Genomic DNA, 16,779 nt, shown 5'->3' on the forward strand with positions numbered 1-16,779 from the left:
CCCTTCATGGAGAAAGCTTAAGCAAGGAAAGATTCATATACGAGAACGATCTGATCATTCTAAAAAATCCATAAGCAATGATATCTTCTTAGGAGTAAGCTTTACTACAGCTCAGACTTACTCATATAGGAACTATTATTCTAAGAATAAAATAATTATTTATCTAAAAGTTTTATGGATAAATTGGCTATACCGTGTAGTTTTTCTTTTGGAATGGAGGTTCTTGTCATTACCCTTAACCCAACACATACAGTATGCAGATGTTCCGCCAGTTCGCCGCCATCGTAATCTGAGGTAAATTCTCCCTCCTCCTGCCCCCACAGAATAATATCCTTGAGTAGCTGCTCTGATAGTGTGAACGATTCAGTGGACTTTGAATCCACGTCGGCATCGCGCATTGCCAATTCCACCGCCGAATTTACCATTAAACAGCCTGAAGGCGAGTTCTCTTCACCATATATCATGAAACTAAAAATAAAGTGAAGAGCCTCCGCTGCAGTTTTGGAGCGTTTAACTTCTCCCGTAAGCTCAGCTCTGACTTTATCGCGAAATCGATCCATAGCTTTCAAAAACAGCGTATGTTTGTCGCCAAATGTGTCATATAAACTTCTGCGATGGATTCCCATATGCTCGACCAGATCGGTCAAGGATGTCTTCTCATAACCTTGTGCCCAAAAGAGCTTCATCGCCTTGTCTAATACTACGTTCTCTTCGAATTCTTTGCTTCTTGCCATTCTATTTTCCTCCTCCCATCGAAAATATAACATATTGAGAACGATCGGTAAAGAAAATAAGCATCAAAATCTTCATAGTAAACTAAGTTGAATTTACAAATAGAACAACCTTGTTCTTTATCGATAAAACCTTCAAAGTCAAAGTCATCAATAATAACTAAGTCATTTTTTTCTTCTATTTTCATAGGTCCTCCCTTAATTTTACTATCGCACCCGTTATTTAATGATGGTTATAGTGGCTGATTTCAAGTATTGATAGATATAGTCCCTGACTTCTTGTTCCTCTACAATTCGGGACCCTCCACCCGGGCATCAACCTTACATATCCAACTACAACCATGGCATTAAAGAATAGTCTGTTTCATGCCACTACCTTTTGGTAGTGGCTCTCTTGATGTCCGAACTGGCTCAATTCGATGGCTGTAATCAACGGTTTCAAAAATAAAAACCAGTAATGTTAAGTGTTAACATCAACCCTTTAGGTTTAATTCGTATAAGTAATTAAATTCATTTATTCCTACAAAAAAAAGAGGAGAAAATGCCCCTCAAACAATAAGCATATATAGTGAATAATTGAAGTCATTGTAACAAAACTCGCCCTTTTCTGAACACGCTCCTTGCACTTCGAAATGAGCGCTTTTTATCACTTAAAATGTAACAAAACTCCGTTCATTATTCTATGTGTATTAACCTATTATTATTTATCTTATGTTACAATGGAATATAAGGAAAAATGAGAAAAGAGTGATTTTGGTGTTAATTGGATATGCACGTGTGTCAACAGGATTACAAAATTTGGATTTACAATCAGATGCTTTAACGCAACACGGTTGTGCGAAAATTTTTCATGATAAAATGAGTGGTACAAAAAAACAACGTCCCGGTTTAGAAGAAGTACTTCAGTATGCACGTAAAGGCGATACAATTGTTGTTTGGCGATTGGACCGACTAGGACGTAACATGCACGATTTGATTCAAATTGTGAACAGCTTAAATGAACGAGGTATTGGCTTTCATAGTCTACAAGAAAACATAACAATGGACAAAAGCAATGCGACAGGGCAATTAATGTTTCACTTGTTCGCAGCGTTTGCGGAATTTGAACGTAATTTGATTGAGGAGCGCTCTGCTGCTGGACGAGCAGCCGCAAAAGCACGTGGGCGTCTAGGTGGACGCCCGGAGAAGTATGGATTAAAAGATATTGAAATGATGAAAGCTTTAATTGAAAGTGGCACACCGATTAAAGATGTTGCGGAAAAGTGGGGTGTGTCTCGCACTACGATTTATCGCTATTTAGAAAAACAGTAAATCGGAAGGGTTGATGTCTATGCAAAATGAACATCCTCCATTAACAGCGTACTCAGAAGAACAACGACAAGCAGCGATGGTAAAGTATAAAATCATTGCGCCTTATCTTACCGACGAAAAAACATTAACTGTCATTACAGAAGAAACCGGCATTGCAAAAAGAACGCTACAATACTGGATTCGGGACTATAAACAATTTGGATTAAAAGGTTTAATTCGAAAAACGAGAAATGATGCTGGAAAAATACATTTAGAGCCGGAAATTGTCGCTTCGATTGAACAATTGATATTGAAGTACAAAAGGAATTCATTAACGTCTATTCATCGAATGACCTGTGAGCAATGTCGGAAAAAAGGCTGGCAAGAACCGAGTTATTATAAAGTGTATAAGGTATCGCAGTCCCTTTCGCCAAGCTTGAAAAAGTTAGCGCATGATGGCAAAAAAGCATACGACAATCAATATGATTTAATTCATCGAAGAGAAGCAAGCTATCCCAATGAAATTTGGCAAGCAGACCATACCCCGTTAGATATTATAGTTTTAAATGAAAAAGGAAAACCAGAAAGACCTTGGCTAACAATCATTTTAGATGATTATAGCCGAGCAATCGCTGGATACTTTTTAACTTTTGAAAACCCCTCTGCCATACATACATCTTTGGTCTTACACCAAGCAATATGGAGAAAAAGTAATCCCGATTGGCAAATATGTGGTATCCCTGAAATGTTTTATACGGACCATGGAAGTGATTTTACGTCCAACCATATGGAGCAAGTAGCAATTGATTTAAAATTTAACCTAGTCTTTTCTGCAATCGGTGTTCCAAGAGGGCGAGGGAAAATAGAAAGATTCTTTTTAACCATTAATCAATTGTTTCTCGAAGATTTACCCGGTTATTTGGGGAATCAGTCTGACGCTTCACATCTTACCCTTAAGGAGTTAGATGAAAAATTATTGAATTTCATCATATTTAACTATCACCATAGGGTTCATGGTACAACAAAAAAAGAACCGATACATGCATGGAATAATTCTGGATTTCTTCCCAATATGCCTGAGAGTTTGGAAAGTCTTGATTTATTAGTATTTATCTTGATAGAACACTCGGATCTCCGCAATATCCCTTGGATCATAACGAATAATGACTGTTTCACCAACGTATGCAGCTAGGTTTGTATCTATATATCTTAGTCCTTGGAAGTGTGTACGGCTATTTCCCCTGAAATTTCCGATTATACAGTAGATTTAAAGGATATTGTTTCAGCACGAAATAAAATACGGAACAATCTAAGGAAACAACTTGATTCTGGAAATACTGTTGCAGAAGTTGCCTTGTCAAAACAAAAAGAATTGGAGGAAAAGGGGAATAAATCAAATTCCAAAAAGTCGAAACTAAAGAGGTATTTCAATGAATAAAACACAAAAGTTTATTGAAACAAAAGAATATAAAAGATTTGCAGAGTTTTGTGATGCCTGTATCAAATATAAATATATAGGAATTTGTTATGGATTACCTGGTGTTGGAAAAACGTTATCCTCAAGATATTATTCAAATTGGGATTCCATCGAAAAACAAATAGCTTATAAAACAGCAAAGGAAGTAGGCTTAGATGCAGATGAAAAGATACTTGAAGCAAGAACAATTTTTTATACAGCTCCAGCAGTACGAGCGACTAAAATGACTGATCAGATTAGTACTATTGGATTCAGAATGATATGGTAAGAACTATGTATAAAGTACTCACTAAAGGAGAAGAAGAAAAATATTCCGCCGACGCTTATGAAGATATCGATCTGATTATTGTCGATGAAATAGATCGACTAAAAGTACAAAATCTAGAACAACTTAGGGATATCTATGATCGAAATGACATAGCAATGATATTAATTGGAATGCCTGGGATTGAGAAGCGATTAGCTCGATATCCCCAACTCTACTCTAGAATTGGATTTGCTCATGAATTTGATAAACTTAGTAAAGATGAAACCCATCATATTTTGGAGTATAAATGGGAAGAATTAGGTCTTTCTATAAAACTAGAAGATTTTTCCGATTATGAAGCAATAACCAGTATCATTAAAATTACTGGAGGAAACTTTAGGCTCATACAGAGACTTTTCACTCAGATAGAAAGAATACTTGAAATTAATAATCTTGAAACCATAACAACAGAAGTTGTTGAAGCTGCACGAGACAGTTTAGTAATCGGAATCAAGTAAATTTAAAAATCTATCTTTTGAAATGAAGATAGATTTTTTACTTGTCAGATAGTGCAAAATAACACTCAATATATGTGCAAAATAAAATCAAAAGTGACAGCGTGAGGACTTTAGAGAAGGAAGACCTAACAAGTACAGCAAGAAACAGCTAGAACACGCTGTAAAGCTGTTAGAAACCTGTTCATATAAAGAGGTAGAAGAAACAACTGGAATTAGCAAGAGTACCTTAATAAGGGCAAAGAAAAAGGCTACACTTTAATTAGTGATAGCCTTTTTTTCATTCTAAACATTAGAATCAATAAATAGATACTCAAAAAAGTAAGGTTGTGCTTGGTGCATAAAGGGATTGTTCACTGAAGGTTTCGTCAGGTTAAAAACCTTTACACCAAGGGATTGTGCATAAAAAAATATTTCTGAGACTGCATGAGAAGGAGGTAAACAAGCCTTATTTTTGCACAAGATTATACACATGTCCTTCCCACTAGATTTCTTTATTTAATTCCAATTTAGTCATTATGGTTTATATTATTCCGTACTCCAATAATTTCTGCTTAGGAACAGTAATAATTTCATTACTTCCCTCAATTTTCAATGATACTAACTCAACACCTAAACTTTTTACTATTTTATTGTCAACTTCAAGCATTTTTTCCATATCCAGTGATGTGATCTTTTCTCTAACTCTCCATTTGTCAATAGTCCTAATTTGTTCTAGCATAACTATCGAGTCCTCTTCCAAAAGGTACTTCTCTTTATCTAAGAATACATGAGTAGGTAATTTTTTCTTTTTTATTTTAGAAGTAATTATAGCAACAATTACTGTTGTTGAATGTTTATTACCTATATCATTTTGAATTACTAAAGATGGTCGATAGCCGAATTGTTCCGAACCTAAGGCGGGAGAAAGTTCAGTCCAATATATATCACCTCTTTTAATTTCTTCCATTATTCCCTCTCCTTTCACTTAATATTACATTCTATAAAATGTATACTTTTTCCTTTATTGAATTTAAAACATTTACAATATTAGGAATTTAAAGTACAATAGAAAAGCAACATGAAAGAAGTGGGTTCCGACTTGTCGGTAATCCAGGGTTTCTGCTTCGGTGGTTGCCCGTCCCCTTCTAAAGGGTGAGTTACATGAAATTTGAAATGGAAATTAAGATGTCAGTACGAGTCAAGATTTCAAGTGAGGGTGTCGGGCTATTGACGACTTTAATTAACCTTGCGGCAACTTTGCTTAGCCTCTAGGGGCTGGGCATTTTTGCTTTATGGGGCTAAATCACAAGACGGTGTGATTATTAAATTGTACAAACCCACTATTATCAAGGGTTCATTCTTTTTATAAATCCCGTCACCTTGTGACCTGTGATTAACTCAATCTAAAAAGCCCGATTTAATAGGATTCGTGAGATATAACAATCACAGTAAACTCACTAATTTTGTGATTAACAAAATGAGGTAAACTAACCAATGCACAATTTAAGGTTAATCCCTAAATTGGTGATTAACAACAAACCCAGTCATGTCAATGGTTCTAGCGTTAGCAATAAATTTCTTTTAAAAACACCCTGTAAAGTGGCGGTAGTTGCCACACTATAAATTAAGGAAGTAAAGATACTAATTATAACTTACTCTAATAAAAAATATGGCTTCGCCAGTTCGGAACAAGTTCCTCACTAATATTAAAACATTAACCAGTAACCTTACTAAGAATAGCTAATATAGAATAGATACTTTAAAAATATACACTGAATGAACGTAGTGAATGAAGTGACGTAAGTAATTCTTTTAATCTAAACTAAATAATGTCACCAGTTAATAGCTGGTGTTATAGATACCTTAATTCCTTAACAGTGATAACAGTGTATCTTCACTTTTCCCTCTAATGGTCTTAGCGACTGTTAGGGGGATTATTTTTTCGCATAAAAAAACTGCCAAGATCAAGTCCTGACAGCTTTTTTTGTTACCCCCTATAAATCATCTCATATGTATGAAATGAAAAGGGGTTTCATCACTCTTATTTTTGATGATGGCGTTTTTTTGATCTTGGAGGTCCAAATACCTCTGAAAAAATAAATCCTTTTACGATATCATCTTCCTTGTTGAAGTCAATGTTTAGAGTTGACCCTTTTTCCCGTATTTTCTTTGCCCTAGTTTGATGAGCTTCCAGTCTGCGGGAATAACGCTCTTCTTTCTTTTGCAAGTCTGCATACGTTGATTCTGCTTCCTTCTTCTTTTCTTCAAACCGGGTTTGAATAGAAGAGGCTGCGTCTTTCAATGGTTCTTTATATTCTCTTGGCACTCTGCTCCGTGCCGGTCTCTCCCTCTCTCTTTCGGGCTGAGGCGAGGAAGGAGGGGGAGATGCCGTTTGAATCGGCTTTTGCCTTACTGGTTTATTTGAAGGCGACTCTTTCACTTTATTGAAAATCGAAGTAATGAGCCCGATCAGTATGGCAATGATTAAAGGTTCCATGGAGAAAACTCCTTTCTCACAAGGGGAAATTACTTATCTTTAGAATTTTTCGGATCATTTTTATCCCCGGTTAGTTTCCCGATCGAGTCTCTCATTTCCGTATCAGCGTCGATATTCTTTAAGTTCATATAGTCCATCACACCGATATTGCCTGATCGCAGTGCTTCAGCCATGGCAAGAGGTACTTCAGCTTCTGCTTCCACAACCTTCGCTCTCATTTCTTCTACTCTTGCTTTCATTTCCTGCTCATTGGCAACGGCCATTGCTCTTCTTTCTTCCGCTTTCGCTTGTGCAATGTTTTTATCAGCTTCCGCTTGTTCTGTTTGCAGTTCTGCTCCGATATTCTTGCCGATATCAACGTCCGCGATATCAATCGAGAGAATTTCAAATGCCGTACCTGCATCCAAGCCTTTTGAAAGGACCGTTTGAGAAATCAGATCCGGATTTTCCAATACCTTCTTGTGATTGTGGGATGAACCGATTGTTGATACAATCCCTTCTCCTACACGGGCAACGATCGTCTCTTCCCCAGCACCCCCGACAAGGCGGTCAATGTTCGCTCGAACCGTAATTCGAGCTTTGGCTTTCACTTCAATTCCATCCATTGCAACACCGGCAATAAATGGCGTTTCAATCACTTTAGGGTTAACACTCATTTGAACCGCTTCAAGTACGTCACGACCAGCAAGGTCAATCGCCGCACAACGCTCAAAGGTTAGTTCAATATTTGCACGATGAGCTGCAATCAGTGCATTGACCACTCTGTCTACATTACCACCAGCTAAATAGTGACTCTCCAGCTGATTGATTGTTACAGTGATTCCTGCTTTATGGGCTTTAATTAATGGATTGATCACACGACTCGGGATAACACGTCTCAATCTCATCCCCACTAGTGTGAAAATACTGATTCTTACTCCTGCTGCGATCGCTGAAATCCACAGCATAACTGGTACAAATGTAAATAAAACTGCTAATACAATCACTCCCACCACAATGGCAACGAGCAATAAAATCGTACTTGGTCCTATAACCATATTCTTTACCTCCTAAGTAATTATGAAATGTCTCTTACAACAATCCGCGAACCTTCTACTTTCACAATCTTAACTCTTTCGCCTGCTTTAATAAAGCCGCCCTCTGTCACTGCATCAATTCTTTCATCATCAACGATCACGGTTCCGGAAGGTCTTAAAGGTGTTTTCGTTACACCTTCTTTACCGATCAACTCTAATCGATTGATATTTGATACATATCCACTTTCTGTGCTTGTTGAATCTTTTAAAATGATTTTGTTAAAGATTTTCATTTTTTTACCAAACACCTTTACAAATATAATCATTGTCGCAACGGCAATAAGTAAAGCGATAAAAAGAGAAATTCCCATTTGCACTACATCGCCCCCTGCCAACATAATACTTGCGAGAATTGCCCCGATGCCAAGTCCGCCTGCGATGCCCCCAGGGAGGAAAAATTCCGCAACGATAAGAGCGATTCCAATGATAAAGAGGATTATGGTTTCGTAACCGGCAAGTCCCGCCACTAAGTGTCCATAAAAGAATAATACAAGAGAAACCAACCCGATAGAACCGGCAATGCCAAAGCCTGGAGAATACAATTCGACAATCAACCCAAGGCTTGCCAACGAAAGAAGGATTGGAACCACGACCGGATTGGTTATAAATCGTGCCAGCTTCTCTGCAAAGGTCTCTTCGACATTTACGACAGAAGATTTATCGACACCAAGGGTTTCATATAACTCATCCAGATTCGCAACAGTTCCTTCAGAGTAGCCGACTTGCTTGGCTTCTTTTGAACCGAGAGTTAATAATTCCCCTTTTTCAATCCCCAATTCTTCGATCACTACCGATTCATCCGCCATAGCTAAAGCAACTTGAGGATCTCTCCCATTTGATTCAGCCGCACTCTTCATGGCAGAAAGCCAGTAACTCTGAGCTTTCTTATCAGCGGCATTTCCACCTTGATCAATCACAGCCGCCGAACCTATTTGACCATTAGGAACCATATAGATCTCATCTGCATGAAGGGAGATGAAGGCACCTGCCGATAAAGCATGATTATTCACAAAGGCAACCGTCTTTGTTTCTACGCCGTCAAGGAGCTGACCAATATCACCAGCTGCAGTGACCAGACCTCCAGGCGTATCAATATCAAAAACAATCAGTTCAGCATTGTTATCCTCTGCATCACTTATCGCTCTCTCCAGAAATGCATGAAGGCCTTTCTCAACTTCTTTGTGAATGGGAATAACGTATACTTTTTTGGTATTCTCAGCAGAGGAGCTTAACAAGGGCTGGAGAAAACTAAACCCAAGAATCATCATGAAAAATACAAGTAGACCTCTTTTCAACGTAACCCCCTCGTTTCAGGTAATATTCCTTGATACTCTATGTACGATTGACCTATTAAAATAGTTTCAACTTTTTTAAAAATATTATGTTGTTGACGCGGAAATTATTAATATAGTAAAAAAACTTGAAAAAGAAGGGTATTTTTGATGGGTTGAATCTTGGCTATTACGATTTTTCACCTTTTATTATCGACTTCCTCATTATCAACTTCCTCAAGCTTATTTTCAACCTTCAAACTTTAATTTTAACTTTCCCCCACTTATTTTCAAACCTCCCCGCTCATTGCACCCCCTCTTTAATGTGAATAAAAAAACCGGAAAGCATTATGGCTTTCCGGTCTCTTTAATCTTATGATAAATGTTGAAGAACAAGTTTGTTGACGAGAGCTCCATCGGCTTTCCCTTTTAATTTAGGCATGATTGCTCCCATCACTTTGCCCATATCGGCTTTAGAAGTAGCACCTACCTCCGCTACTGTCTGTTGGACAATAGCAGAGACTTCTTCTTCTGAAAGCTGCTTCGGCATATATATTTCGACGTAAGTCAGTTCTGTTTGAATTTTTTCAACGAGGTCTTCGCGACCAGCGTTTTGAAATTCCTGGAGGGAGTCTTTCCGTTGCTTCACTTCTCGAGAAAGGACAGTCAACTCTTCGTCTTCAGAGAGTTCCTGCTTCCCATGTTTAATCGCTTCATTTTGAAGTGAAGCTTTAAGCATGCGAATAACAGAAAGCTTCTCTTTTTCTTTATTTTTCATCGCTTGTTTCATATCATCATTTAAACGATTGAGAAGACTCATGCTTACACCCTCTCTTAGAACTTACGCTTTCTTGCAGCTTCTGATTTCTTTTTGCGTTTTACGCTTGGCTTTTCATAAAATTCGCGCTTTCTAAACTCTTGTAAAGTTCCTGTTTTAGAAACTGAGCGTTTGAAGCGACGAAGAGCATCTTCAAGCGATTCGTTTTTACGAACAACTGTTTTTGACATCTCTCTTTCCCTCCCTCCGAACACACTACACTTACATGTTCAAGTCAAGAAATGGTTTGTACCAATTTCTTAAGACGCAAGTTTATCCAGCGTCCTTTACTTCACCAATAGGTTATGGCTTTGCCCTTGGATCATTGTCACAAGGGGACAGAAAGTGTATGTCTTTCTTGGATGAATTCTTTATTAATATAAAGAAATCCATGTACTTTGCCATTATAATATATGATATGTAATAGGTCAACAATTTATCATAAAACACCTCATATAAATAGGCATGTCTCACTCATTTCTTCCATACATTTGTATAAAGCAGGCTGGTGTGTGGGAGGAATGTAATGATTTTACATGGAATCGCCTTTATTTTTTTTATCTTATGTTTTTTAGTGGGGATGACTTGGCTGCGGTCAGGGCTTTTTAATATTGCCAATCAGAAAATAAAGAAATGGCTTCATTATTTAACGAGCACTCCTACTAAGGGTGTGCTTACAGGAACGATTGTGACAGCCTTTATCCATAGCAGTTCAGCCGTTATGGTTCTCACTGTGGGACTGGCCACTTCCGGCTTGATACCGTTCAGACAGACTATTGGAATCATGCTTGGATCCAATATCGGGACAACGTTTACCCTTGAAATGTTCACACTGGATATGAATTATCTTATTGTCCCATCCATGATCATCGGATTCATTCTGTATTTCTTCCGCTCACCTTCCATCAGAAGTGCGGGAATGATATTTATCGGGTTTGGATTAATCTTTACGTCGATCCGCGCGATTCAATGGTTAGCTACTCCATTAACGACTCACGAATCCTTGCGCACGTATATCATAGAAGTGAACGAGCATGTTGTACTCGCTCTACTTATTGGTTGTGTATTAACGGCGATCATCCAGTCCAGCACCGTTGTGACAGGGGTGACGATGGGATTTCTGGCTGCAGGATCCATTGATCTTCATGCTGGAATCACCATTATGCTCGGCGCAAACGTCGGGACATGTATTACAGCCTTTATTGCAAGCATCGGTGGAGGTGCTCAAGCGAAACTGACGGCGTACGCTCACATATGGCTTAACGTTATTGGGGTCGCTCTTTTTATCCCCTTCATCCCATTACTAGGATTGGTGGTTCGATCTTTAGCAGGTTCGCCCGATTTACAATTGGCTCACGCCAGCGTCCTATTTAACATTTTATGCTCGATCCTTGTTCTGCCATTTGCGAATCAATTCGCCCGTTTTATTGAAAGAATTCACCATCCAAAAAAAAGCTGAACAAGGAATGGGATCCTCGTTCAGCTTTTTTCTTATTAATAGTCAGAGTCACTTGTCAAGCCTTGTACGATCTTCACACCTGAGCTGGCTCCCAGGCGAGTAGCTCCTGCATCAATCATTGCTTGTGCATCTTCAGAAGAACGTACGCCTCCTGAAGCTTTCACACCGATATCAGGTCCAACTGTTTTTCTCATTAGAGCGATATCTTCTACAGTCGCTCCCCCAGTAGAGAATCCTGTAGATGTTTTCACATAATCGGCTCCAGCTTCTACAGCTAATTGGCAAGCTTTCACTTTTTCTTCATCTGTCAGTAGGCACGTTTCAATGATTACTTTTGAGAGTGCTTTCCCTTTAGATGCTGCCACAACAGCTTCAATATCTCGTTTAACCAACTCATGATCGCCACTTTTCAATGCGCCGATATTGATGACCATATCCACTTCTGTAGCACCTTTTTCGATTGCATCTTTTGTTTCGAATGCTTTCGTTTCAGGCGTAGAAGCTCCCAATGGGAACCCGATAACCGTACACACTTTCACTTCAGTGCCGCTTAATAATTCGCTTGAATATTGAACCCATGCCGGGTTAACGCACACAGAAGCAAACTTAAATTCTTTCGCTTCCTGGCAAAGTACTTCTACTTGATCTTTCGTTGATTCAGGTTTAAGTAAAGTATGATCAATCATACTTGCAATGTTCGTAGTCATTTATTATCTCTCCTTTAAACAGTTGTCCGTACCTCTCTAATCATACCAAAACAAAGAGAAAAAGACGAGCATTTCTTACTAGCATCTCCAAAAAAAGAAAACCTTTTCATTTATTAAAGCTCTTTTCACAAAGTTTGTTGTTTTCTAACGTAAAGTCTGCCAGGGGCTCCATCAACCACTGTGTGCTAGATGGTGAGGGGAACCGCTCCGCTTGCAGCTAGCGTACGGCCGAGCCTCCTCAGCTTAGCCGAACGGGGTCTCGGAACGCCCCGTATCCGAGGGAGTCTACGCAGTTCCCCTCACCATCTTTTAAGAAATATTCGTGACAGAGCTTATAGGTGACAGTAATCAGAATTTCTAGTATACAAAGGAAATCAGCCACTGTTCTCTTTAAAAGAGGTAGTTTTCTAATAGTTTGTTGTCTTTAGTTGAATATTATTAAAACCTCATGCTGCGAAAGTTGATTGAAGCGGAAGGTGCTCGACTCCTGCGGGGAATAGCGGGACAGGTGAGACCCTGCAGGAGCACAGCGACGAGGAGGCTCACCGCCTGCCCCGCGGAAAGCGAGCATTCTGGAGCGGAAATCAACTACTACTTTCTTCTCTTAAATAACAACAATTTATTTTTACGAAAAGTGCCAAATAAAAACAACCCCGGTATTCAATACCAGGGTTGCAACTTCATTATGTTAAACGGTACACTCTCGCCTCGTATGGCTTAAGAGTTAACTTGCTTACATTTTCATGGCTGTCTACATCATAGTTATTTAACAGAAGATTAGAAGAGGAGACTTCCAATTCACCAAGGTTACAAACGGCATTCTTAGTGGAAAGGTTTGTGATCACGATCATGGATTGATCTTCTCCTGTGCGGGTATACGCATAGATTTGCTTGTCTTTTTCAAGAAGCAGGTCATAGATCCCGAACGTGAAGACATCTTCATTTTTCTTTAGTTGAATCATTTTTTTGTAGAAGTTCAGAATGGAGTTTTCATCCTTATCCTGAGCTTTTACATTGATTGATTTATAGTTTGGATTCACTTTCATCCAAGGTTTGCCGTTTGTAAATCCACTGTTTACCTCATCAGTCCATTGCATCGGTGTTCTGCTATTGTCACGGGAAGAAGCCCAGATGATGTCCATGATGTCTTGATGAGGTACTCCTTCTTCACGCTTCAGACGATATAGATTCTTGACCGCTACATCATCATAATCTTCAATGGAAGGGAATTGAACATTTGTCATACCGATTTCCTGTCCTTGATAAATAAATGGAGTCCCCTGCATTAAGAAGTACATGGTGGCCATGGCAGTGGCACTTTCTCTCCAATATTCTTTATCATTGCCCCAAGTGGATACAACTCGTGGTTTATCATGGTTTTCGATAAATAGAGCATTCCACCCGTTGCCTTCAAGGCCTTTCTGCCAGCGAGTGAGCACCTTCTTCAATTCGACGATATCAAGGTCCGGGTTGGTTTCTGCGTCCCAGAGACCAAGATGTTCGAATTGGAAAATCATATCCATCTTACCGTTTTCTTTTCCAACCCATAGTTCCGCTTCATCGGCTTTTACACCATTTGCTTCTCCAACGGACATGACATCATAGTTTGCATACGTCCGATCCTTGAATTCTTGCAGGAACGTATGAATCCCTTTTTGGTTCATATGCATATCGAAAGAAGAAACATACTTTTCTTTTTTCGGATTTGGCATATCGGGAAGACCTGGACGTTTCTTAATATGGCTGATGGCATCGATTCTGAAGCCATCAATTCCTTTATCAAGCCACCAGTTGACTGTGTCATAAAGAGCGTCGCGGACTTCTTCATTTTCCCAGTTCAAATCCGGCTGCTTCGTAGAGAATACGTGAAGGAAATATTGATCTGTTTCTTCGTCATACTCCCAGGCTGATCCTCCAAAGATGCTTTCCCAATTATTTGGCTCCTTGCCTTTTACGCCATCTCTCCAAATATACCAGTCACGCTTTGGATGGTCTTTAGAGCTCTTAGACTCAATGAACCAAGGGTGCTCGTCACTTGTATGATTAAGTACAAGGTCAATGATCAGTTTCATATCTCTCTTGTGAACCTCATTAAGTAGTTGATCGAAGTCCTCCATCGTACCAAAGTCTTCCATAATATCCTGATAATCAGAAATATCATATCCATTATCATCATTAGGTGATTTATACATTGGACAAATCCAGATCACATCGATACCTAATTCTTTAATATAATCAAGCCGTTGAATCACGCCCTGCAAGTCACCAATTCCGTCGCCGTTTGAATCCTGAAAACTCCTAGGATAAATTTGATAGCCTACCGCTTCTTTACGCCATGCCTTTTTCATCGTAACACCTCATCAAAGTATAGTAAGATACAAACGCTTACATTTAATGCAATCGTTTGCACTGAATGGATAAAAAAAAAGCAACTTCTCAATTGTTTCATTATCAATAATAGTTTACAACCTTCTCCCGTACATATCAATAGATATTTTGATTCTAGGCAAAAAAAGAAAGTGGTTACAAAGCATTATACTAAAAAAAGATCCATAATAAAAAAAGAAACACCCAACCATAGTCAGGTGCCTAATATCGATTATATAGCAGCTTTTTCGTCTGCCTCTTCAAAAATACATACAAATTGACCTTCGTTTAAAGGATAGCCTGCTTTCGTGATTTTCACTTTTACCAGTTTCCCTACCATATCTTCCGTTGCAGGGAATACCACTTTCAAGTAATTATCCGTATATCCAACATAGAGATCATCTTGGTAAATTTCTTCAGGGATAACTTCTAATACTTCATTTTCAAACTGAGAAGCGTATTCTTTCGCTAGTTGGTTAGAAAGTTCAATTAAACAATGAACTCGTTCGTTCTTGATATCTTCATCGATTTGGTCGTCCATACGTGCTGCAGGAGTACCTGTTCGCTTAGAATATGGGAACACATGAAGCTCTGAGAATTTATGTTCATTGATAAAATTATATGTTTCCATAAATTCTTCTTCCGTTTCACCGGGGAAACCGACAATGACATCAGAAGTAACGGCAAGTCCTGGTAAAGCCTTCTTAAGCTTTTCCAAGCGCTCTGCAAAGAATTCCATCGTATATTTTCTACGCATTCTCTTAAGGACCGTATTGGATCCTGATTGAAGTGGAATGTGTAAGTGTCTGACAACGATATTTGATTGATCGATTACTTCAATGACTTCATCCGTCAGTTGACTGGCTTCGATGGAAGAGATACGAATTCTCTTCAGACCCTTCACTTTTTGCTCCAGGTCTTTAAGAAGCATGGCAAGGTTGTAGTCTTTCATGTCCTCTCCGTATCCACCTGTGTGAATTCCTGTCAGGACAATCTCTTTATAGCCGGCATCCACAAGCTGTTGAGCTTGATGAATGACTTCTTCAGGATCACGGGATCTCATCAGTCCACGGGCCCATGGAATAATACAGAATGTACAGAAGTTATTGCACCCTTCCTGGATTTTAAGAGAGGCACGGGTACGATCCGTAAATGCCGGGACATCCAGCTCTTCGTAGACACGATTCTTCATAATGTTTGTAACGCCATTGATTGGTTGGCGTTCTTGTTTATATTCTTCAATGTACGTTAGCATTTTTCTTCGGTCTTGCGTCCCAACCACGACGTCAACGCCCGGTATCGCCATAATTTCAGCAGGGGATGTTTGAGCGTAGCATCCTGTTACACAAATCACTCCGTCAGGATTCTTACGGATGGCACGACGAATGACCTGTCTGCTTTTCTTATCTCCTGTATTCGTTACCGTGCACGTGTTAATGACATACACATCTGCAATCGAATCATACTCAACACGTTCATATCCTTCTTCTTTAAATAGTTGCCAAATGGCTTCTGTTTCGTAGTGGTTCACTTTACACCCTAGAGTGTGAAACGCTACTGATGGCATTACAATCACCTCATAAGTTCTAATTGATAGCTGATGGCTGAGAGGACATACAATGGAGCAGTCTCTGTCCGTAAGATTCTTGGTCCTAGTCCACATGGAATAAAACCCTCGCTCTTACACACCTCTACTTCTTTTTCTGTCAATCCACCTTCAGGACCGAATACGACAAGGACACTTTGTCCATTTTCGATCGTCGATAACACCTTTGAAAGATTTCCTTTTTCTCCGCCTCTTGCTTCTTCTTCATATGCGATCAGTTTGTAATCAAACTGTGCCTGTATTAATTGTTTCAATGAAATGGGTGCAGATACGTCGGGAACAAGGAGTCTATGAGACTGTTCCGCTGCTTCCTTGACGATTTTCTCCCATCGTTCTACCTTTTTCTTTGCTTTTTTATCGTCCCACTTCACAATGGAGCGATCCGCATTAAAAGGGATAAATTGAGTGGCTCCAAGCTCTGTTCCCTTTTGGAAAATCAACTCCAATTTATCCCCTTTCGGCAGTCCGCTCGCAATGGTTACTTTAATTGGTAATTCTTTCGTCGTTGTTTCCCATTTTACTATTGATAGTTCTACTGAGTCACTGGAAATCGTTTCAATACGGGCAATTGCTGATGCTTGATCCTTAAAAACAGCATAGACTTCATCATCTTCCTTCATTCTCATGACCCGAACGATATGATGATAGTCATCCCCTTTTATTGTAATCGGATCATTTTCTCGATATGTGTCATTTATAAAATATCGTTGCATACAGTTTCAACTCCACCGTTTTTA

14 protein-coding genes and 4 pseudogenes are annotated in these 16,779 nt (G+C 39.1%); 5 read left to right on the forward strand and 13 right to left on the reverse strand.

What is annotated here, in order from left to right; translation table 11 throughout:
* Positions 1-155: 155 nt before the first annotated feature.
* Positions 156-734, reverse strand: a complete 579-nt coding sequence (locus AC6CIB_RS13765) for a TetR/AcrR family transcriptional regulator (RefSeq protein WP_347550031.1) — start codon at positions 732-734, stop codon at positions 156-158.
* Entirely contained in the window at positions 701-919 is a 219-nt protein-coding gene (locus AC6CIB_RS13770) for a hypothetical protein (RefSeq protein ID WP_347550032.1), read from the reverse strand. The genes AC6CIB_RS13765 and AC6CIB_RS13770 overlap by 34 nt, the downstream gene beginning before the upstream one ends.
* Positions 920-1,487: 568 nt before the next feature.
* Between AC6CIB_RS13770 and AC6CIB_RS13775 the strand changes: the two genes are divergently transcribed.
* Both AC6CIB_RS13775 and AC6CIB_RS13780 read left to right on the forward strand, forming a co-directional pair.
* The gene (locus AC6CIB_RS13775) at positions 1,488-2,042 is read left to right on the forward strand and encodes a recombinase family protein (RefSeq protein WP_498281548.1); all 555 of its coding nucleotides are present in this window, start codon (positions 1,488-1,490) and stop codon (positions 2,040-2,042) included.
* 76 nt (positions 2,043-2,118) lie between these two features.
* Positions 2,119-2,877: pseudogene (locus AC6CIB_RS13780) on the forward strand (TnsB C-terminal domain-containing protein); the annotation flags it as partial.
* 249 nt (positions 2,878-3,126) lie between these two features.
* On the opposite strand, the pseudogene AC6CIB_RS13785 reads toward AC6CIB_RS13780, so the two are convergent.
* Positions 3,127-3,246 (reverse strand): annotated as a pseudogene (locus AC6CIB_RS13785) (Mu transposase C-terminal domain-containing protein); the annotation flags it as partial.
* A gap of 205 nt (positions 3,247-3,451) precedes the next feature.
* Between AC6CIB_RS13785 and AC6CIB_RS13790 the strand changes: the two are divergent.
* Both AC6CIB_RS13790 and AC6CIB_RS13795 read left to right on the forward strand, forming a co-directional pair.
* Positions 3,452-4,263 (forward strand): annotated as a pseudogene (locus AC6CIB_RS13790) (AAA family ATPase).
* Positions 4,264-4,360: 97 nt separating this feature from the next.
* Positions 4,361-4,522, forward strand: a pseudogene (locus AC6CIB_RS13795) (recombinase family protein); the annotation flags it as partial.
* A 261-nt stretch (positions 4,523-4,783) separates the two neighbouring features.
* On the opposite strand, the gene AC6CIB_RS13800 reads toward AC6CIB_RS13795, so the two are convergent.
* From AC6CIB_RS13800 to rpsU, 6 genes are all read right to left on the reverse strand, one after another.
* A complete protein-coding gene (locus AC6CIB_RS13800) occupies positions 4,784-5,209 on the reverse strand; it encodes a type II toxin-antitoxin system PemK/MazF family toxin (protein ID WP_498281550.1) in 426 nt (141 codons plus the stop codon).
* A gap of 1,074 nt (positions 5,210-6,283) precedes the next feature.
* A complete protein-coding gene (locus AC6CIB_RS13805; RefSeq protein ID WP_498281552.1) occupies positions 6,284-6,739 on the reverse strand; it encodes a YqfB family membrane protein in 456 nt (151 codons plus the stop codon).
* 29 nt (positions 6,740-6,768) lie between these two features.
* Positions 6,769-7,770 carry a flotillin-like protein FloA gene (gene floA, locus AC6CIB_RS13810; RefSeq protein WP_498282169.1) on the reverse strand — a complete coding sequence of 334 codons (1,002 nt, stop codon included), beginning with the start codon at positions 7,768-7,770 and terminating at the stop codon, positions 6,769-6,771.
* Positions 7,771-7,796: 26 nt separating this feature from the next.
* A complete protein-coding gene (locus AC6CIB_RS13815; RefSeq protein WP_498281554.1) occupies positions 7,797-9,110 on the reverse strand; it encodes an NfeD family protein in 1,314 nt (437 codons plus the stop codon).
* A 349-nt stretch (positions 9,111-9,459) separates the two neighbouring features.
* Positions 9,460-9,906, reverse strand: a complete 447-nt coding sequence (locus AC6CIB_RS13820) for a GatB/YqeY domain-containing protein (protein ID WP_148995755.1) — start codon at positions 9,904-9,906, stop codon at positions 9,460-9,462.
* A 14-nt stretch (positions 9,907-9,920) separates the two neighbouring features.
* Complete coding sequence (gene rpsU / locus AC6CIB_RS13825; protein WP_032087602.1) at positions 9,921-10,094, reverse strand: 30S ribosomal protein S21; 174 nt, start codon at positions 10,092-10,094, stop codon at positions 9,921-9,923.
* Between the two features lie 335 nt (positions 10,095-10,429).
* Here rpsU and AC6CIB_RS13830 point away from each other — a divergent pair, with 335 nt between their 5' ends.
* Positions 10,430-11,362, forward strand: a complete 933-nt coding sequence (locus tag AC6CIB_RS13830; RefSeq protein WP_498281556.1) for a Na/Pi symporter — start codon at positions 10,430-10,432, stop codon at positions 11,360-11,362.
* A gap of 35 nt (positions 11,363-11,397) precedes the next feature.
* On the opposite strand, the gene deoC is transcribed toward AC6CIB_RS13830, so the two are convergent.
* From deoC to AC6CIB_RS13850, 4 genes are all read right to left on the reverse strand, one after another.
* Positions 11,398-12,069, reverse strand: coding sequence for a deoxyribose-phosphate aldolase (gene deoC / locus AC6CIB_RS13835; protein WP_459226466.1), 672 nt, complete (start codon positions 12,067-12,069; stop codon positions 11,398-11,400).
* A 683-nt stretch (positions 12,070-12,752) separates the two neighbouring features.
* Complete coding sequence (locus AC6CIB_RS13840; protein WP_498281558.1) at positions 12,753-14,417, reverse strand: glycoside hydrolase family 13 protein; 1,665 nt, start codon at positions 14,415-14,417, stop codon at positions 12,753-12,755.
* 251 nt (positions 14,418-14,668) lie between these two features.
* Entirely contained in the window at positions 14,669-16,003 is a 1,335-nt protein-coding gene (mtaB, locus tag AC6CIB_RS13845) for a tRNA (N(6)-L-threonylcarbamoyladenosine(37)-C(2))-methylthiotransferase MtaB (protein WP_498281560.1), read from the reverse strand.
* Between the two features lie 5 nt (positions 16,004-16,008).
* Complete coding sequence (locus tag AC6CIB_RS13850) at positions 16,009-16,755, reverse strand: 16S rRNA (uracil(1498)-N(3))-methyltransferase (protein ID WP_498281562.1); 747 nt, start codon at positions 16,753-16,755, stop codon at positions 16,009-16,011.
* Between the last annotated feature and the right edge of the window lie 24 nt (positions 16,756-16,779).

Source organism: Rossellomorea sp. GQ25 (assembly GCF_059758515.1).

Coding starts and splice junctions, on each gene's coding strand:
- mtaB (WP_498281560.1), bottom strand. CDS start 16,003: ATGCCATCAGTAGCGTTTCACACTCTAGGGTGTAAAGTGAACCACTAC.
- deoC (WP_459226466.1), bottom strand. CDS start 12,069: ATGACTACGAACATTGCAAGTATGATTGATCATACTTTACTTAAACCT.
- AC6CIB_RS13800 (WP_498281550.1), bottom strand. CDS start 5,209: ATGGAAGAAATTAAAAGAGGTGATATATATTGGACTGAACTTTCTCCC.
- AC6CIB_RS13770 (WP_347550032.1), bottom strand. CDS start 919: ATGAAAATAGAAGAAAAAAATGACTTAGTTATTATTGATGACTTTGAC.
- rpsU (WP_032087602.1), bottom strand. CDS start 10,094: ATGTCAAAAACAGTTGTTCGTAAAAACGAATCGCTTGAAGATGCTCTT.
- AC6CIB_RS13765 (WP_347550031.1), bottom strand. CDS start 734: ATGGCAAGAAGCAAAGAATTCGAAGAGAACGTAGTATTAGACAAGGCG.
- AC6CIB_RS13830 (WP_498281556.1), top strand. CDS start 10,430: ATGATTTTACATGGAATCGCCTTTATTTTTTTTATCTTATGTTTTTTA.
- AC6CIB_RS13840 (WP_498281558.1), bottom strand. CDS start 14,417: ATGAAAAAGGCATGGCGTAAAGAAGCGGTAGGCTATCAAATTTATCCT.
- AC6CIB_RS13805 (WP_498281552.1), bottom strand. CDS start 6,739: ATGGAACCTTTAATCATTGCCATACTGATCGGGCTCATTACTTCGATT.
- AC6CIB_RS13820 (WP_148995755.1), bottom strand. CDS start 9,906: ATGAGTCTTCTCAATCGTTTAAATGATGATATGAAACAAGCGATGAAA.
- AC6CIB_RS13850 (WP_498281562.1), bottom strand. CDS start 16,755: ATGCAACGATATTTTATAAATGACACATATCGAGAAAATGATCCGATT.